This window comes from Paenibacillus sp., from assembly GCF_035645195.1.
Classification (GTDB): Bacteria; Bacillota; Bacilli; order Paenibacillales; family YIM-B00363; genus Paenibacillus_AE.
Genome location: NZ_DASQNA010000037.1, coordinates 61,174 through 78,906 on the forward strand (window position 1 = coordinate 61,174; position 17,733 = coordinate 78,906).

15 protein-coding genes are annotated in these 17,733 nt (G+C 64.4%); 4 read left to right on the plus strand and 11 right to left on the minus strand.

Annotated elements, in window-relative coordinates:
* Positions 1–189 precede the first annotated feature (189 nt).
* The 3 genes from VE009_RS19440 (at position 190) to VE009_RS19450 (ending at position 4,962) form a co-directional block, all read left to right on the plus strand.
* Positions 190–1,968 carry a sensor histidine kinase gene (locus VE009_RS19440; protein ID WP_325010481.1) on the plus strand — a complete coding sequence of 593 codons (1,779 nt, stop codon included), beginning with the start codon at positions 190–192 and terminating at the stop codon, positions 1,966–1,968.
* The gene (locus tag VE009_RS19445; protein WP_325010483.1) at positions 1,961–3,547 is read left to right on the plus strand and encodes a response regulator transcription factor; all 1,587 of its coding nucleotides are present in this window, start codon (positions 1,961–1,963) and stop codon (positions 3,545–3,547) included. Before VE009_RS19440 ends, VE009_RS19445 begins: the two co-directional genes overlap by 8 nt.
* An 86-nt stretch (positions 3,548–3,633) precedes the next feature.
* A complete protein-coding gene (locus VE009_RS19450) occupies positions 3,634–4,962 on the plus strand; it encodes a sugar ABC transporter substrate-binding protein (protein WP_325010485.1) in 1,329 nt (442 codons plus the stop codon).
* 61 nt (positions 4,963–5,023) lie between these two features.
* Here VE009_RS19450 and hemL read toward each other — a convergent pair whose 3' ends face one another.
* Entirely contained in the window at positions 5,024–6,322 is a 1,299-nt protein-coding gene (hemL, locus tag VE009_RS19455; protein WP_325010487.1) for a glutamate-1-semialdehyde 2,1-aminomutase, read from the minus strand.
* 77 nt (positions 6,323–6,399) lie between these two features.
* Here hemL and VE009_RS19460 point away from each other — a divergent pair, with 77 nt between their 5' ends.
* Entirely contained in the window at positions 6,400–7,071 is a 672-nt protein-coding gene (locus VE009_RS19460) for a Crp/Fnr family transcriptional regulator (protein WP_325010489.1), read from the plus strand.
* Here the strand turns inward: VE009_RS19460 and hemG are convergent.
* From hemG to VE009_RS19510, 10 genes are all read right to left on the minus strand, one after another.
* Positions 7,051–8,520 carry a protoporphyrinogen oxidase gene (gene hemG / locus VE009_RS19465; RefSeq protein ID WP_325010491.1) on the minus strand — a complete coding sequence of 490 codons (1,470 nt, stop codon included), beginning with the start codon at positions 8,518–8,520 and terminating at the stop codon, positions 7,051–7,053. The two genes, VE009_RS19460 and hemG, sit on opposite strands and share 21 nt — an antisense overlap.
* Positions 8,517–9,485 (minus strand): ferrochelatase, encoded by a 969-nt coding sequence (hemH, locus tag VE009_RS19470; protein ID WP_325010493.1) that lies wholly within the window; start codon positions 9,483–9,485, stop codon positions 8,517–8,519. Before hemH ends, hemG begins: the two co-directional genes overlap by 4 nt.
* Before the next feature lie 3 nt (positions 9,486–9,488).
* Complete coding sequence (hemE, locus tag VE009_RS19475) at positions 9,489–10,535, minus strand: uroporphyrinogen decarboxylase (RefSeq protein ID WP_325010495.1); 1,047 nt, start codon at positions 10,533–10,535, stop codon at positions 9,489–9,491.
* Positions 10,532–11,533, minus strand: coding sequence for a porphobilinogen synthase (hemB, locus tag VE009_RS19480; protein ID WP_325010497.1), 1,002 nt, complete (start codon positions 11,531–11,533; stop codon positions 10,532–10,534). The genes hemE and hemB overlap by 4 nt, the downstream gene beginning before the upstream one ends.
* Complete coding sequence (cobA, locus tag VE009_RS19485; RefSeq protein ID WP_325010499.1) at positions 11,530–13,104, minus strand: uroporphyrinogen-III C-methyltransferase; 1,575 nt, start codon at positions 13,102–13,104, stop codon at positions 11,530–11,532. The genes hemB and cobA overlap by 4 nt, the downstream gene beginning before the upstream one ends.
* Before the next feature lie 4 nt (positions 13,105–13,108).
* A complete protein-coding gene (gene hemC / locus VE009_RS19490) occupies positions 13,109–14,044 on the minus strand; it encodes a hydroxymethylbilane synthase (protein WP_325010624.1) in 936 nt (311 codons plus the stop codon).
* Between the two features lie 34 nt (positions 14,045–14,078).
* Positions 14,079–14,753 (minus strand): precorrin-2 dehydrogenase/sirohydrochlorin ferrochelatase family protein, encoded by a 675-nt coding sequence (locus VE009_RS19495; protein WP_325010501.1) that lies wholly within the window; start codon positions 14,751–14,753, stop codon positions 14,079–14,081.
* A gap of 22 nt (positions 14,754–14,775) precedes the next feature.
* Positions 14,776–15,597, minus strand: a complete 822-nt coding sequence (gene ccsA / locus VE009_RS19500; RefSeq protein ID WP_325010503.1) for a cytochrome c biogenesis protein CcsA — start codon at positions 15,595–15,597, stop codon at positions 14,776–14,778.
* A 33-nt stretch (positions 15,598–15,630) separates the two neighbouring features.
* Positions 15,631–16,992 carry a glutamyl-tRNA reductase gene (gene hemA / locus VE009_RS19505; protein ID WP_325010505.1) on the minus strand — a complete coding sequence of 454 codons (1,362 nt, stop codon included), beginning with the start codon at positions 16,990–16,992 and terminating at the stop codon, positions 15,631–15,633.
* Between the two features lie 144 nt (positions 16,993–17,136).
* Positions 17,137–17,658 (minus strand): S-adenosylmethionine decarboxylase, encoded by a 522-nt coding sequence (locus VE009_RS19510; RefSeq protein WP_325010507.1) that lies wholly within the window; start codon positions 17,656–17,658, stop codon positions 17,137–17,139.
* Between the last annotated feature and the right edge of the window lie 75 nt (positions 17,659–17,733).

A 17,733-nucleotide genomic window follows, 5' to 3' on the forward strand; every position in this document is an offset into this window, starting at 1 on the left:
TCCTCCCTTCGCATAGTGACTCATCATCATGTATATGGTCCAAGCGCCGCCGTCATGCGTGTTCTCGGAAAAAGGCGGATTCGCCTCTGAATTTTGTACAAACCGCTCGGTATTTTAGGTTGAGACCTCCCCCTGGAACCCGCATAATGAAATTCAGCTTGCTTGGTTTTGTAAACGGAGGGAAAGCGTATGAACCTCGGGGCGGCGGCCGTTCGCGCCTATTCGAGCTTGAGCGTCAAGCTCAAGCTGCTCGTGTTTTTTACGTTCATGACGCTTGTCGGCTTATCGACCGCTTACGCGGCGCTGCATTACGCCTATTCGGTGTACGACCGCCAGCTGTACGAAACGTCCGCGGTCGCCTTGAACCTGTCTTCCGCGGGGGCGGAAACCGAGCTTCGCAAGCTCCAGCGCCTCTCGTTCATCGTGCTGTCGGACAACGAAATTCAAAGCATCCTGAACGGGCTGCGGGACCGCTCCCCCGATTACGAGGAGTTCCAAAGCCGCTCGCGCCTTCGGCAAATGCTGACGCGCTATTTCAACGCCGAACCGTACGTTCTGTCCGTCCATTTGCTCGATTCGCTCGATCGGGAAAGCTCGGCCGGGCGCAGCGTCGTCGCTATCCCCGGCGGCAAATGGCAGCGCATTCGGGACGAAACGCGCGGCGCCGGCGGGCGCATCCGCTGGTTTTTCGCGGACGAGGGCGACAAAGCGCTCATCCTCGCGCGGGAAATTCGCGCCTACGACAACTTGAGCCTCCATCCGCTCGGCACGCTCGTCATCCGCATCGACATGGAGAAGCTCATCGCCGACATCGGCAGCGGCCTCTCCCGCTCCGGCGGAAGCCTGCTCGTCATGTCGGGGACCGAGCGCGTCTACCCGGCCGGGGCGGCGATCGATCCGTCCGGCGCCGCCGCGGAGCGGACGGATCGGACCGGCTACGCGACGTTCCAGAAGGACGGGGCGACGTACTTCGTCTCCTATTTGCGCTCGGCCCAAACGAAATGGACGTACTACCACGTCATTCCGTTCGAGGGCATCTTCGAACGCATCGAGCTGCTGAAGCGCTTGATCGCCGCGCTGTACGCCGTCGGGTTCGCCGCCGCGGTCGCGGCGTGCTTCGCCTTCGCCCGCCGCATCACCCGCGGCATCGAGGCGCTGACGAATCGCATGCGCACGCTGCATAAGGAAGGGCTCGACCGCATCGATCCGGACGCGCTTGCGCCCGTCTCCGCTTCGCTCGACGAAATCGGGTTGCTGCACCGCTCGTTCCGGTCGATGATGCTTCGCATGCAAGAGCTCATTCGCGAAAATTACGTGAAACAAATGAAGCTGCAGGAAACGGAGCTGAAGGCGCTGCAGGCGCAGATGAATCCGCATTTTCTGTACAACACGCTGGAGACGATCAACTGGATGGCCGAAATGGAAGGCCAGCGGGGCATCTCCCGGCTCGTGCTGTCGCTCGGCTTCCTGCTGCGCAAATCGATCGGCCTCAAATCGCCGCTCATCCCGCTGCGGGAAGAGATGGACATCGTCCGGCATTACGTCGTCATCCAGCAGGCTCGCTTCGGCGACCAGTTCCGTATCGAGTTCGACGTGCCGGACGAGCTGCTGTCGCATCCGGTGCCGAAGCTGTCCGTCCAGCCGGTCGTGGAGAACGCCTTCAGCCACGCGCTCGAGCAAATGATGGAGCCGTGCTTCATCTCCGTCTCCGCGCGGGCGGCCGGCGGCCGTCTCGAGATCGCCGTCGCCGACAACGGGCCGGGCTTTGATCCCGACCTGCTCTCGAAGCTGTATTCCGGCGAAGTGCAGCCGCGCGGCTCCGGCATCGGCCTCCGCAATATCGACGAGCGGATGAAGCTGCTGTTCGGCGACGAGGCGGGCCTTGCGATCGCGTCGGCGCCGGGCGAAGGCGCTCGCGTCACGCTCGCCGTCCCGCTGAGGAAAGGAGGACTCGATCCAGATGTATAAAGTGCTGCTCGTCGATAACGAACGGATCATTTTGAACGGCATTTCGAAAATGGTCGATTGGGAAAGCCTCTCCTTGACGCTCGTCGGCACGGCCGGCAACGGAATCGAGGCGCTCGAGCGGATCGAGCACGACGCGCCGGACATCGTCGTCAGCGATATCCGCATGCCGGGCATGGACGGCCTCGCGCTCGTCGCGAAGGCGAAGGAGGAGCATCCGCACGTCCGGTTCGTTTTGCTGTCCGGCTTCAACGAATTCGAATACGCGCGCAAAGCGATGCAGTACGGGGTCAAGCACTACTTATTGAAGCCTTGCGCGAAGGAAGCGATCGAGGAGGCGCTCGCGGAAGTCGTCTCCGAGCTGCGCCGCGACGCGGACCGGGACCAGTTCATCGAGCGCATCCAGGCGGAGCTGATCCGGGTGACGCCTCACGCGAAGGAGCAGTTCCTGAAGGAGTTCGTCACGAACAAAACGTACGGCGTCCGCGAATGGAACTTGTTCCGAGGCTTGTTCCGGATGCCGCTCGAGACGCAGCCGATCCGGCTGCTCCTCATGCAGCTGGACGGCGACATCGAGTACGAGCACCTTTTCGCGCTGACGAACATCGCCGAGGACATTCTCGGCCGTCCGCCCGTCTGGCTGAACGCTACGATCGGGCAGCGCGTGCTGCTGCTGACGGAGGACGGCGAAGAGCCGGCGCTGTTCCAGGCGCTGCAGGACATTCGCGCCCTGTTCCGGCGGTATTACCGGATGGACGTCACGATCGCGGTCAGCGACCGCGGCGTCGTCGCGGAGGCGAAGCGGCTGTACCGGCAGACGATCGACTGTCTGAACCGCCGGTTTTATTTGGGCGAAGGCGGCATCATTACGCCTGCGGACGTCGAGGCCGCGCCGGACGGCGGCGACGAACGCGTCGAGTACGACGAAGAGAAGATCGGGCAGCTCGTCAAGTCCGGCCGGGTGCAGGACGTGCTGAAGGAGCTCGACGAGTGGTTCGATGCGCTCGCGTCGATGCGGCTGAACGCGGACGTCGCCAAAGCGTACGCCCTCGCGGCGTACATCGCCGTCGCCCGGCAAAGCCGCCCCGCCCTCCTGCCGTCGTATTTGCGGCGCCTCGCCGACGCGGCGGCGCTCGATACGTTCGCGGCGCTGCGCGAGCTCGTCCGGGAGACGGCGAAGGACGTCGCCTCCGACCATTATGACGCCACGCGCAGCCAGCAATCGGGCGTCGTCCGCAGCGTCTGCGCCATTATCGCGGACAACCTGGGCAATCCGCAGCTATCGCTGCAGTGGGTCGCGAACGAGATGATGTACATGAACGCGGATTACTTAGGGAAGCTGTTCAAGAAAGAAACCGGCGACAAATTTTCGACGTACGTCTGGAAGAAACGAATGGAACGAGCGATCGAGCTCATCCGAAGCATGGACGACATTCGGGTGTTCGAGCTGGCGGAGGCGCTCGGGTACGGGGACAACCCGAAATATTTCGGGTACGCGTTCAAGAAATACACCGGCATGACTCCCTCCGATTGGAAGCGGACGAACGAGACGCACGGATTTTCGGAACAAGGCAACGGATAATCGGGTGCCGCGGGCGCCCGAATCTTTATATAGTTAATCTTGTAAAGCGGTTCCGGAAACCGAACAGACCAAGGGAGGACAAACGAATGAAAGCATGGGTAACGAAGCTGGCCGCGATCGCGGTATCCGCGTCGCTGGCCGGATGCGCCGCGGGCGCGGGCGGCGGGACGCAGGGCAGCGGTTCCGACGCGGCCGGCGCGACCGGCGCCGGCGGCGCGGCGGCGGAGACGCAGGAGCCGATCACGCTCCGCATCTCCTGGTGGGGAAGCCAGCCGAGACACGATTACACGCTCAAAATCATTGAAATGTACGAGGCGCAAAACCCGCACGTCAACATCGAGGAGGAATACTCGAGCTGGGACGATTATTGGAAGCGCCTCGCGCCGCAGGCCGCCGCAGGCGAGCTGCCGGACATTTTGCAGATGAGCATTTCGTATTTGGCGCAGTACGGAGAGCAAAACCAGCTGGCGGATTTGACGCCGCACCTCGGCAAGGAGCTGAACGTCGACGACATCAGCCCGATGGTCGTAGACGGAGGCAAGCTGGGGGACAAGCTGTACGGCATGAGCCTCGGCGTGACCGCGCTCGCGTTCCAATACGATCCGGAGCTCTTGAAGAAGGCGGGCGTCGAATCGATCGACCCGAACTGGACGTGGGACGACTACGTAGAGATCGCGAACAAAGCGAAAGCGGCCGGGCTGTACATGGATACCGGCATGCGCCCCGAGGTGTTCTTCTCCTACTACCTGCGCACGCACGGGAAGACGCTGTTCAGCGCGGACGGCACGTCGCTCGGCTACGACGACGACGCCCTGTTCATCGATTTCTTCGGCCGCCTAGCGGGACTCGTGCACGACGGCGCGCTCATGACGCCGGACCAGAGAGCGCAGGTCAAAGGGCTCGAAGACGACCCGATGGTGAAAGGGAAAGCGATCGGCATTTGGCAGTGGTCCAATCAGTTTATCGGGCTGCAGCAGGTCGCGAATCGGGAGCTCGCGATGTTCCACATGCCGGGGCCGAACATGTCGCAGGGCATGTTCCTCAATCCGGGGATGTATTTCTCCGTCTCGGAAAATTCCGAGCATAAGGCGGAGGCGGTCAAATTCATCGATTTCTTCGTCAACGACGTCGAAGCGAACAAGCTGATTCTCGGCGACCGCGGCGTGCCCGGCTCGAGCAAGGTGAAGGAAGCGCTCAAGCCGATGCTGACCCCGCAGCAGGCGCAGGTGTTCGACTACGTCGCTTGGGCCGAGCAGAACAGCACGCGGATGGATCCGCCGGAGCCGAAAGGCGCGGGCGAAGTGTTCGCGGCGCTGACGACGGCGATCGAGCAGCTCGATTTCGGCCAAATTACGGTCGAGGAAGCCGCGAAGCAGTTCCGCGAAGACGCGAGCGAAATTTTATCCTCGAATTAATGCATCCATGCAGCGCAAAGCGCCCTCGGGAAGATCCCGAGGGCGCTTTGCGTCTGGCCTGCTATTCCAGCTTCAGCGCCTCGTAATGCGCTTCGATCGTCAATTCGATATCTTCGTCCGTATGCGCGAGCGAGACGAACAACCCTTCGAACTGCGACGGCGCGATGCTGACGCCGCGGTCGAGCAGGCGGCCGAACACCCGGTTGAACCGCTCGAGATCCGACGTTTTCGCGGTCGCGTAGTCGACCACCCGCTTGTCCGTGAAGAACGGGCACACCATCGAGCCGACCCGGTTGATCGTGCTCGGGATGCCGAATTCGCGGGCGTTGCGCGCGAGCCCCTCCTCGAGCCTCGCCGACTTGCGCTCAAGCTCCTCATAGACGCCTGGCCGCCCGAGCAGCCGCAGCGTCGTGATGCCCGCCGCCATCGCGAGCGGGTTGCCGGACAGCGTGCCCGCTTGGTAAATCGGTCCGCTCGGCGCGATATGCTCCATAATGTCGCGGCGGCCGCCGTATGCGCCGACCGGAAGCCCCCCGCCGATCACTTTGCCCATGCAGGTGAGATCCGGCGTCACGCCGTACAGCCCTTGCGCGGAATGGAGATGGACGCGGAAGCCGGTCATGACCTCGTCGAAAATGAGCAGCGCTCCGTACTGGTTCGTCACCTCGCGCAGCCCTTCCAGGAAGCCCGGAATCGGCGGCACGACGCCCATGTTGCCGGCGATCGGCTCGACGATGACGGCCGCGATTTGCTCGCCGAACCGTTCGAAGGCGAGCTTCAGCGATTCGAGATCGTTGTAAGGCACCGTGATCGTATGCTCCGCGACGCCGGCCGGCACGCCGGGGCTGTCCGGCAAGCCGAGCGTCGCGACGCCGGAGCCCGCCTTAATGAGCAGCGCGTCCGCGTGGCCGTGGTAGCTGCCTTCGAACTTGACGATCTTCTGGCGGTTCGTGAAGCCGCGGGCGAGCCGGAGCGCGCTCATCGTCGCTTCGGTGCCGGAGTTGACCATCCGCACCACCTCGACCGAAGGCATCCGCTCGCAGACGAGCTCCGCCATCTCCGTCTCGCGTTCGGTCGGCGCGCCGAAGCTCGTCCCGCGCGCGGCCGCGTCGTTCACGGCGGCGAGCACCTCGGGATGGGCGTGTCCGAGAATGAGCGGCCCCCAAGAGCCGACGTAATCGATATACGCGTTGCCGTCGATGTCGTAAATGCGCGATCCTTCGCCCCGATCGACGAAGAACGGCTCTCCGCCGACCGACCGGAACGCCCTCACCGGCGAATTGACCCCGCCCGGTATGATTCGTTTCGCCCGCTCGAACGCAGCCCGCGATTTGTCCGTGACCCTGTTTTGTCCGCTCATGCCGAATTCCACCTATCCTTTCGTGATCCGCCTATGGTAAAATAAAGTCGACTTTTGATAAAAGAGGAGCATTCCCCATGTTATCTCTTCTGCATTCGGTTCCGCTGTTCAAGGATTTGTCGGAAGAACACCTGACGCGGCTTTCCAACATTTGCGCGCGCAAAGGCTTCAAAGCCGGCACGGTGCTGTTCCGCGAGAAGGAGCCGGGCGACGTGTTCTACATCATTGTATCCGGCTCGGTGAAAGTTTTCACGTCCAATGCGGGCGGAGAAGAGAAAATTTTGTCCGTGTTCCAAGCGGGCGACAACTTCGGGGAACTGTCCCTCATCGACGGCAAGCCGCGTTCGGCGAGCGCGCAGGTGCTCGAGGACAGCATGTTCCTGACGCTGCGCGGAACGGAATTTCTCCACCTGTTGAAACAATATCCCGATATGTCTTTAGCGATTATGAAAGAGTTGTGCCGGCGCCTCCGGGAGACGAACGAGCACGTGTACGACCTGACGTTCGTCGACGCGCGCACCCGCGTGCTCAAAAACTTGATCGTCTTCGCCAACAAGAACGGCATTCGCAGCGGCAACACGATCAACATCCGCATCGCGCTCAATTACGACGAGCTGGCCCGGATGGCCGGCGTGTCCAAATCGGTGCTGATGGACGTCATCCGCGACCTGGAGCGCATCCAGGTGCTGCAGTCGACCCCGCACGGCTTCTCCATGGATTTGTCCCGGCTACGGCCGAGCGGCTCGTAAGAACGCGACCGCCTGCTCCGCCGCCTGCTTGCCCTGCTGGATGCAATCCGGCAATCCGACGCCTTCGAACCCCGCTCCCGCCGCGAATACGCCGGGAGCTTTTTGCATAAGCGCCTCCCGCAGCGCGCGCACGCGGTCCATGTGGCCGACCTCGTACTGCGGCATCGACCGCTCGAGCCGCGTCACGTCGGCGAATTCCGGCTCGGCGTCGATGCCGACGAGCTCGGCCACGTCGCGTTTCACGGCGGCGAGCAGCGCTTCGTCGTCCATCGTCCGCCACCGCTCGTCGCCGATGCGGCCGACGTAGCAGCGGATGAGCACGCGTCCTTCCGGGGCCGTGTGCAGCCATTTGGACGACGTCCACGTGCACGCCGTAATGAAGCGCCCCTCCGTGCGCGGCACGACGAAGCCGGCCCCGTCCAGCGGCACGCGGAGCGTCTCGCGGCGGTAGCCGAGCACGACGTTCGCGACGGACGCGTACGGCATATCGGCGAACAGCGCCGCTTCGCTCACGTCCGGCAGCAGCCGCGTCAGCGCCGGCGGCGGCGCGGTGACGACGACCGCGTCCGCTTCCATCGATTCGCCGTCCTCCAAGGTGACGACGGCGCCGCCGTTCGGTCCCGGCCGCACCGTGCGGACGCTCGCGTCCGTGCGGAGGACGGCTCCCTCCGCCCGCAGCGTATCCTCGAGCCGCTCGATCAACGACGTGAGGCCCCGGCGGAAGCTGAGGAACGCGCTGCCCCGCGCGTGCGGCGGCAGATGCTCCTCTCCGCTCGCCCCGCCTCTCGTCGCGCCGGCGCCGCGGCGGAGCCCGATCATCAGGCTCCGGTACTTGCGCTCGGCGGCGCGGAATTGCGGGAACGTCGCCATCAGGCTGAGCCGATCGGCGTCTCCGGCGTAAATGCCGGAGAGCAGCGGCTCCGCCACGAAATCGACGACCTGATCGCCGAGGCGGCGGCGCAGGAAGCCGCCGAGCGATTCGTCCGCGTCGCTCTGCTTCGCGGGCAGCACCCAATCGAGGGCGGCGCGCAGCTTGCCCGACGTCGAGATGAGCCGGCTCGTCACGAACGGCTTCCACTCCGTCGGCACGCCGAGCACGAGCCCCGGCGGAATGCGGTGCAGCTTACCCCCGCGCAATATGTATGTCTTCTTCGTCGCCGGGTTGAGCGTCGTCAGCTCGTCCTCGATGCCGAGCTCCCGGGACAAATCGATAATCGGCCGCTTGCGCGCGAGGAACGAATCCGGACCGCGCTCGATGACGAAGCCGTCCCGGCGCATCGTCTGCACTTTGCCGCCGAGCCGGCCGCTTCCTTCGAGCAGCGTCACCTTCGGCGCGAGCCCGCGGTGCGTCGCGAGGCGCAGCGCGTAGAACGCCGCCGACAGCCCCGTAATGCCGCCGCCGATGACGATAATGCGGGGCGTCCCGGCGCCTTCCTTCGCGTGCGTCATCGCGGTCCGGCTCCCAGCCGCTTCGCCGACTCGCCGACGACGTCGGCGAGCGTCTCCATGTACAGCGGCTCGGTGTTCAGCATGTCCGTCCGCTCGAGGTGCATGCCGAGCTTCCGCGCTAGCGCCTGCGCCTCGATGTCGAGATCGTACAGCACCTCGAGATGATCCGACACGAACCCGATCGGGCAGACGAGCGCGTAATCGACGCCTTCGTCCGCGTGCAGCCGCTCCAGCTCTTCAAGCACGTCCGGGCCGAGCCACGGTTCGTTCGTCTGCCCCGCGCTTTGCCACGCGAACTGCCAATTTTCGATGCCGGCGCGTTCCGCCGCCGCCCGCGACGACGCGAGCAGCTGCTCCGGATACGGGTCGTTCATCTGCAGAATGCGCTCCGGCAGGCTGTGCGCCGTGAACAGCACCTTCACCTCTTCGGGGTCGACCTCGGTGAACTTCTTCAGCGCGCGCTCGAGTCGGTCCGCCACCGCTTCGATGAACTTCGGGTGCAGATGGTAGCTCTCGACGAACTCCATCGCCACGCCCGCTTCTTCGGCGGTTTCCTTCGCGCGCTTGATGTAGCCGCCGACGCTCATCGACGAATAATGCGGCGCGAGCACGACGCCGACCGCCCGCGTAATGCCGTCCGCGGCCATCGCCCGCACGCCGTCCTCGATGAACGGCGACGCGTGCTTCTGCCCTTGATAGCAGACGAATTTCGCGTCCGGGTACGTCCGATCCAACGTCTCCTGCAGCGCCGCCACCTGCAAGTCGGTGTTGCGGCGCAGCGGGAAGAAGCCGCCGACGATTGTATCGTAGCGGCGGATCAGGTCGTCCAGCTGCTCCTTCGTCGGCGGACGTCCGCGGCGAATATGCGTGTAATACGCTTCGACCTGGTCGAGGCTCTCCGGCGTGCCGTACGACATGACGAGCACCCCGATCGCGTCCGGGCCGTATTTCCGTGATTCACTCATGTATTACCGGCTCCTTTGCTTCTCCGAATACCGATGCACGAAGTCCGTCAGCGCCTTCAGCTTGTCGAGCGACGCTTCCGGGAACAAGCCGTGGCCGAGGTTGAAAATATGGCCCGGCGCTTCCGCCCCTTCGTCGAGCACCGCCGCGGCGTGCTTCTCGATGGTTTCCATCGGCGCCGTCAGCACGTAAGGATCCAGATTGCCCTGCACGGCGAAGCGGCTGTCCAGCCGGCGCCGTCCTTCGCCGATCGGCACCCGCCAATCGAGGCCGATGACGTCCGCCTGCACGCCGCCGAGCAGCGGCAGCAGCTCGCCCGAGGCGACGCCGGGGAAGTAAATTTTCGGGTGCGGGATGTCCGACAGCTCGCGGAAAATCCGCTCGATGACCGGCAGCACGTACGTCTTGAAATCGCGCGGCGCCAGCGCCCCGACCCAGCTGTCGAACAGCTGCACCGCCTTCGCGCCGTTCGCGAATTGGGCGCGCACGTACGCGACGACCATGTCGCCGAGCTTGTTCATGAGCGCGTGCCACACGTCGGGCTCCGAATACATCATCGTTTTCGTTAAAATGTAGCTCTTGGACGGCCGCCCCTCGATGAGGTAGCTCGCGATCGTGAACGGCGAGCCGGCGAACGTAATGAGCGGCACCTTCAACTCCCGGTCGAGGATGCGGATCGTCTCCAAAATGTGCCCGAGATCGCCTTCGACGTCGATCGGACGGAGCGCCTCCACGTCGGCGCGGGTGCGCACCGGGTTGTGGATGACCGGGCCGATGTTTTTGACGATGTCGAAGTCGATGCCGATCGAGGCGACCGGATTCATGATGTCGGAGTACAAAATCGCCGCGTCGACGCCGAGCTTCTTCACCGGCATGAGCGTCACTTCCGCCGCCAGCTCCGGCTGCGCGCAAATTTCGAGCAGGCTGTATTTCTCTTTGATTTTCCGATATTCGGGGTCGTACCGACCGGCTTGGCGCATGTACCAAACCGGCGTCCGTTCGACGTCTTCTTTGCGGCAGGCTCTTAAAAACAAATCGTTGTATGCGCTCATCTGATCTCTTCCTTCAGCCATTTCGCGGCATCTTTGGCGTGATACGTAATGATGACGTCGGCGCCGGCACGCTTCATGCCCGTCAACGTCTCGAGCACGATCGCGCGCTCGTCGATCCAGCCGTTCGCCGCGGCGGCCTTCACCATGCTGTATTCGGCGCTCGTGTTGTACGCGACGAGCGGCAGCTCGAACTGCTCGCGAACGGCGCGGATGACGTCGAGATACGCGAGCGCCGGCTTCACCATCAGGAAATCCGCGCCTTCGACGACGTCGGACTCGGCTTCGCGAATCGCTTCGCGCACGTTCGCCGGGTCCATTTGGTATGTTTTGCGATCGCCGAATTGCGGCGCCGAATGGGCCGCGTCCCGGAACGGTCCGTAATAGGCCGAAGCGTATTTCACCGCGTACGACATGATCGGCACGTGGCTGAGGCCGCTCTCGTCGAGGCCGCTCCGGATGGCGGCCACGAAGCCGTCCATCATGTTGGACGGCGCGATGATGTCGGCGCCCGCCTTCGCTTGGGACACCGCCGTCTTCACGTGCAGCTCGAGCGACGGATCGTTCACGATCTCGGCGCGGTTCGTATGCGGGTGATGCTCGACGATGCCGCAGTGGCCGTGGGTCGTGTATTGGCAGACGCACGTGTCCGCCACGACGAGCAGCTCCGGATCGACGCTCTTCAGCTTACGAATCGCCTGCTGGACGATGCCGTCCTCGGCGTACGCGCTTGAGGCGACTTCGTCCTTCGCGTCCGGCACGCCGAACAGCAGGACGGCCCGAATGCCGAGCGCGCGCAGCTCCGCCGCCTCGGCCTCGAGCAAATCGAGCGACATATGATATACCCCTGGCATGGACGGGATCTCGTGCTTCACGTTCGTTCCGGACGTGACGAACATCGGGTAAATGAACTGCTCGGGCGACACTCTCGTCTCCCGGACCAACGCGCGAATCGCGGCGCTGCCCCTTAATCTTCTATGTCTAACGCGGTCGTAACTCATCGCGCGTCTCCTCCGTTTCGTGTTATCGAGTAAGCGATCAGCGCCTCGAGCAGGCCGTCGATCGTCGCCTTTTCCGCTTCGTACGTCGTCGCGAGGCCCGCTTCTCTAGCCGCCGACGCCGTCACCGGTCCGATGCAGAACACCGGGATACCGGCGAGCGCTTCAATCGGCCGTTCCACGCCGCTGCGCCGCAGCAGCTCCAGCAAGTTCGACACCGTCGACGAGCTGGTGAACGTCACGGCGCCCAGCTTGCCTGCGTTCAGAAGCTCCAGCGCCTCTTCGGAGCCTTCATCGGATAGCACCGTTTCGTACACCGGCAGCTCGTCGACGGCGACGCCCGCGGCGCGCAGCCCCTCCGGCAGCGCCTCGCGGGCGACGCGGGCGCGAGGCAGCAGCGCCCGTTCGCCGGGCTTCACGAGCGGCGCCAGCGCTTTGGCCAGCTCGTCCCCTTGGTAGACGGACGGCACCGTCTCCGCGAGGAGGCCCCGGGCGCGGAGCGCTTCCTCCGTCTTCGGGCCGACGGCGGCGATGCGGGCGCGGGCGAACCGCCGCACGTCGATGCGCCGTTCCGCGCATACGTCGAAGAAGCAGCGGACGCCGTTCGCGCTCGTGAACAACAGCCAATCGTACGACTCCGGCGGCAGCGGCTCGCTGCCGTCGGCCAGCCGGTCGCCCGGCAGCGCGGCGGTGCGGATGACCGGCCATTCGACCGCTTCGCCGCCCAGCTCCTCAATCCGCTCCGCCAGCTCGCTCGCCTGATCCCGCGCGCGCGTCACGAGGACGCGCAGGCCGAACAGCGGCTTTCGCTCGAACCATTTGATTTTGTCGCGCAGCTTTACGACGTCGCCGACGATGATGACCGCCGGCGACGAAAATCCGGACGCGGCGACCTGCTCGACGATCGTCGCGAGCGTGCCGACGAGCGTCCGCTGATCCATCCATGTGCCCCAGCGGATGAGCGCGACGGGAGTGGCGGGATCTTTCCCGCCGCGAATGAGCGCTTCGGCGATGTTGCCAATGTTGGCGACGCCCATCAAGAAGACAAGCGTGCCGGACGCCTTCGCCAGATGATCCCAATCGACCATGCCGTACGTTTTATTCGGATACTCGTGCCCCGTCACGATCGAGAACGAGGACGTAAAATCGCGGTGCGTCACCGGAATGCCCGCGTACGTCGGCACTGCGATCGCGGACGTGACGCCCGGCACGATTTCGAACTCGATGCCGTTCTCCGCCAGCTTCTCGGCCTCTTCCCCGACGCGGCCGAACACCGCCGGATCGCCGCCCTTGAGGCGGGTGACGACGCGGCCGGACGACGCCAGATCGACCAGCAGCTGGTTGATCTCTTCCTGCTTCAGCATATGCTTGTCCGGCAGTTTGCCGACGAACACCTTCTCCGCGCCCGGCTTCATATGGCGCAGCAGCCGCGGACTCGCGAGCCGGTCGTACACGACGACGTCCGCCTTCCGAATCGCTTCCAGCCCCCGCACCGTAATCAGCTTCGGGTCCCCCGGTCCCGCGCCGACCAAAAACACCTTGCCTGCGCTCTCTCTCGTCCTCTCTCCGCTCACCGCTTCACTCCCCTTTGGCTTCGGCCAAAATTCGCTCCGCTCCCCGCGCGAGCAGCGCTTCCCCGAGACGCCGCCCGAGCGCCGCCGGATCTTCCCCGCTCGCCGTCTCGCGCAGCAGCTGCGCCCCGTCCGGCGAACCGACGAAGCCGGTCAGCGTCACGACGACGCCCGCTTCATCCAGCGTCGCGTACGCGCCGATCGGCACCTGGCAGCCGCCGTTCAGCGTCGCGAGGAACGCTCGCTCCGCGGCGACCGCCGCCGCCGTCCGCTCGTGATGGTACAGCTTCAGCAGCGCCAGCAGCTCGTCGTCGCCCTCGCGGCACTCGAGCGCGAGCGCTCCTTGCCCGACGGCCGGGATGACGACGTCGGCCGGCACCGCCTCCGTGATCTTCTCCTCCCAGCCCATGCGGCGAAGGCCCGCCGAGGCGAGCAGAATCGCGTCGAAGTCGCCGCTCTCGAGCCGTTTCAGGCGGGAATCGATGTTGCCGCGCAGCGGCTCGACGACGAGATCCGGCCGCTTCGCCATCATCTGGCTGCTTCGCCGCAGGCTGCTCGTGCCGAGGCGCGCGCCCTCGGGCAGCGTGTCCAGCGTCCAGCCGTTCCGCGTGATGAGCGCGTCCCGCGGGTCCTCCCGTTCCGGCACGCAGCCGATGACGAGGCCGTCCGGCAGCGCCGCCGGCATGTCCTTCATGCTGTGCACGGCGAAGTCGATCTCGCGATCGAACATCGCTTGCTCGATTTCTTTCACGAACAGCCCCTTGCCGCCGACCTTCGACAGCGTGACGTCCAGAATGCGGTCGCCCTTCGTGACGATTTTCCGCACCTCGAACTCGCAGGGGAGGCCGTGCTTCGCGCCGAGCGCCTTCAGCGCTTCGAGCACTTGATTCGTTTGGGTCAGCGCCAACGCGCTCTGTCTCGAGCCTACAATCCATTTCCGTATGCCTGCCATGACCTGCCTGCCTTCCGTATATTCATTAAGGGTTGTTCCCGTTTTCACCCTGCAGCCAGCGCGCCGCGAGCGCCAGGCAGTCCGCCTCGACGGCGGCCGGCGATTCGCCCGCGCGCAGCCGCTCCAGCGCCCCCGCGTCGAGCAGCCGCCCGAGCGCCGCCGCCTTCCTGCCGGGATCGGCGCCGCTCGCCTGCACGGCGCGGCGCAGGCGCTCCAGCAGCTCGACGTAGGCCGCGTATTCCGCGCCGTACGTCTCCTCCCACTCGCTCGCGATGCGGCGCGCGAGCAGCGGGCTCGCCCCGCTCGTCGTCGCCGCCAGCAGCAGCTTGCCGCGCCGCACGGCGGACGGCACGACGAAATCGCCTTCGCCCGCTTCGTATGCCGCGTTCAGCCAGACGCCTTCGCGCGACGCCTCCGCTCGCACGAGCGCGTTCGTCGCCGCGTCGTCGGTCGCCGCGAAGGCGAGCGCGGCGCCGGCAAGATCGCCCGGCGCGAACGCGCGGCGATGCCAGACGAGCCGGCCGTCGCGCGCCGCCTCCGCGAGCGCCGGCACCGCATGCGGGGCGACGACGATCGTCCGCGCTCCGCACGCGAGCAGCCCCGCCGCTTTCCGCCAGCCGACCGGCCCGCCGCCGACGACGACGCACGTTTTGCCGTCGAGCCTCGCCATCATCGGGTACAGCCCCTGCGTTTCATTCATCCCGGCTTCGCCCCTTCCCGGCCTACATCCACGGATGCAGCTTCGAAAAATCGTTCGTGACGCCGAAATTCAGCAGCAGCAGCAGGAACGTCGCGACGTTCCAAATCGCCAGCTTGCGCCCGGCCGCACGCCGCCGGTACTTTTGGAAAAACTGCCAGCCGTACAGCAGCAAGACCGCCGCTGTGCCGTACACCTTCGCGTCGTGCAGCAGCGCGCCCATCCCGCCTTGGAGGCCGAGCCAGACGATGCCGAGCGCGAGCGACAGCAGCAGCGTCGGCGTGCCGACGAGCGCCGCGTTGAGCGCGTGCCGCTCCAGCGTCTCGAGGCTTGGCAGGCGCCGCAGCGCGTCGGTCCATCGCTTCTGCTTCAAGCGATGCTGCAGAAACAAATAGAAGCCGGAGAGCACGGCGGACAGCGCGTAAGCGGCGTAGCTGGAGATGGCGAGCGCCACGTGCAGCGACAATAGCCCCGCGGTCGCCTCCGACCGCGCCGGCTCGACCCCGGGACTCGCGAGCAAATTGAGCACGAGCACCGCGAAGCCGAACACGTTGACGAAAAACACGACGAACTGCAGCGCGAAAAAGCGGCTCGCCGCCAGCGACACGGTCACCAGCAGCCAAGAGAAGAAGAACATCGTCTCGAACTTCGTAAAGACGGGTATGTAGCGATGTTCGTACATCCGAACGAAAAAAAACAACGTCTGGAGCACCCAGACAAAAACAAGCAGCCCTTCGCCCATCCGCTTCGCGCCGACGTTTCGGGAAACGGCGTCCGTGAAATAAAACAGAAGGCTCAGGGCATATATATAAATAATGCTATCGTATAACCAAAAGTTCGTTACCATTCAGATACGGCACCTCCGCGACGGTTTCGCCGCTTATGCGGGCGCGTAGGTTCCTTGGGTCAGCGGAAGCCGCGCGTCGCTCGCTTCGGCCGGCTCCGGCTTCGCCTGCGGCTTGGCCGAAGGCTTCAGCTGTTCTTCGAGCGCGAACAGCTTCGTGAAATATTCGAGCGCCTCGTCGCCGCGCCGCTCCGGCGCCATCTCCTTCACGCGCTGAATCGGATCGTGCATCATTTGGTTCATCATGCTCTTCGTCAGCTTATGAATGATCTTGAGCTCCCGCTCGGAGAGATCGGGCAGCTTGTTGCGAAGGCTGTCCATCGTTTCGCGATGGATGCTCGCCGCCTTCTCCTGCAGCGCCCCGATGACCGGGCCGACGCCGAGCGAACGGTACCATTGATCGAACGCGGCGAGCTCGTCCTCGATCATCGCTTCGATTTGAATCGACTGCTGCTTGCGGTGCTCGAGATTCGCTTCCACGATGCCCTCCAAGTCGTCGATATCGTATAAGTACACGTTCTGCACGGCATGAATGTCCGGGTCGAGGTCGCGCGGCACGGCGATGTCGATCATGAACATCGGGCGGGACGGCCGATCCTTCATGGCCGCTTCCACGTCGCTCCGCGTTAGAATCGCTTGACTTGATCCCGTCGACGAAATGACGACGTCCGCTTCGGCGAGCAGCGCCGGCAGCCGGTCGAACGGATACGCGCGGCCGCCGAATTTCGACGCCAGCTCCTCCGCCCGCTCCAGCGTCCGGTTCGTCACCGCAATGCGCTCCGCGCCGTTCGCGTGCAAATGCTTCACGGTCAGCTCGCTCATTTTGCCCGCGCCGACGATCAATACCCGCTTGCTGCGGTAGGAGCCGAAGATGCGCTTGCCGAGCTCGATCGCGGCGTAGGACACCGATACGGCGTTCTCCCCGATGCCGTAATCCGAATGCGCGCGTTTCGCGACCGTAATCGCCTGCAGGAACAGCTTGTTGAAAATCGTGCCGGTCGTCCGCTCCTGCTGCGCGAGCAAGAACGCGTCGCGCACTTGACCGAGAATTTGCGTTTCGCCAAGCACCATCGAATCCAGCCCGCAAGCGACCCGGAACAGGTGGCGCTTCGCTTCGTCGTCTTCGTACGTATATAAGTAAGGCGAGAAGGTATCCTTGGATACCCCGAACCACGCCTCCATGAAATCGCGGACGTGCTTCGGGCACCGGTTGTCGCGGTCGACGACCGCGTACAGTTCCGTTCGATTGCAGGTGGCTACGATGACACATTCGAGGATGCTCTTCCAGGATTTCATCTCCCGCAGCGCTTGCGCCAGGCGTTCCTGCGCAACCGCGAACCGCTCCCGTACTTCCACGGGCGCCGTGCGGTAATTCAGTCCGATCGCGACGATGTGCATCGAGTTCACCACCTTCTTTAAAATAATTCTAATCTAGAATATCATACAATGCATTATATCACAATTCGACATCGTTCGCTCCATGCAAAAATGACGAAATCTTGAAAGTAGTTTTCCCGAAACGGCGCGCGGAAATACCAATACTCACCTATTCTCCCGGCCGAGCCGATCGGCGATTTCCTTGTCCGCTTGACGCAGCCGTTCGGCGGCCCCCGCGTTCACGGCGCCGCCTTCGTCCATCAGCGCCGCATACGCGTCATGCAGCTCGGCGAAGTACGGCGCCGCCTCGGCCAGCGCTTCCGCCTCCTCCGGCTTCAGCGGCCGCTCTCCGCCGATCTGCAGCCGAATGATCAGCTCCATCAGCGCCGACGCCGAACGCAGCTCCGGCACGCGGCCGCCAAGCGCCTTCGCCAGCCTTGCATGGGTGTAATCGGCGGAGTAGGCCGCCTGCTTCAGCCCGTTCAAGTCGCCGGTCGACGCGGCCCTGGCCGCCTCGCCGGTATATCCGCTCATCAGCTCGACTTGGAACAAGGACGCTTCGTACAGCATCCGCTTCGCGTCCGCGGCCGGCTCCTCCCCGCCGAACGCGCCGGCCCATTGGATGACCGTCGCGGCCGCCAGCGCCAGCACGACCGCCCACAGCACGGCCTTCGGCCCTTTCCGCATCGCTTCCTCCCCCTCGGTACAAGTCGTTAAGTACATCCTATGGGGGGCATAGAAAATAAATGACCATGGAACACT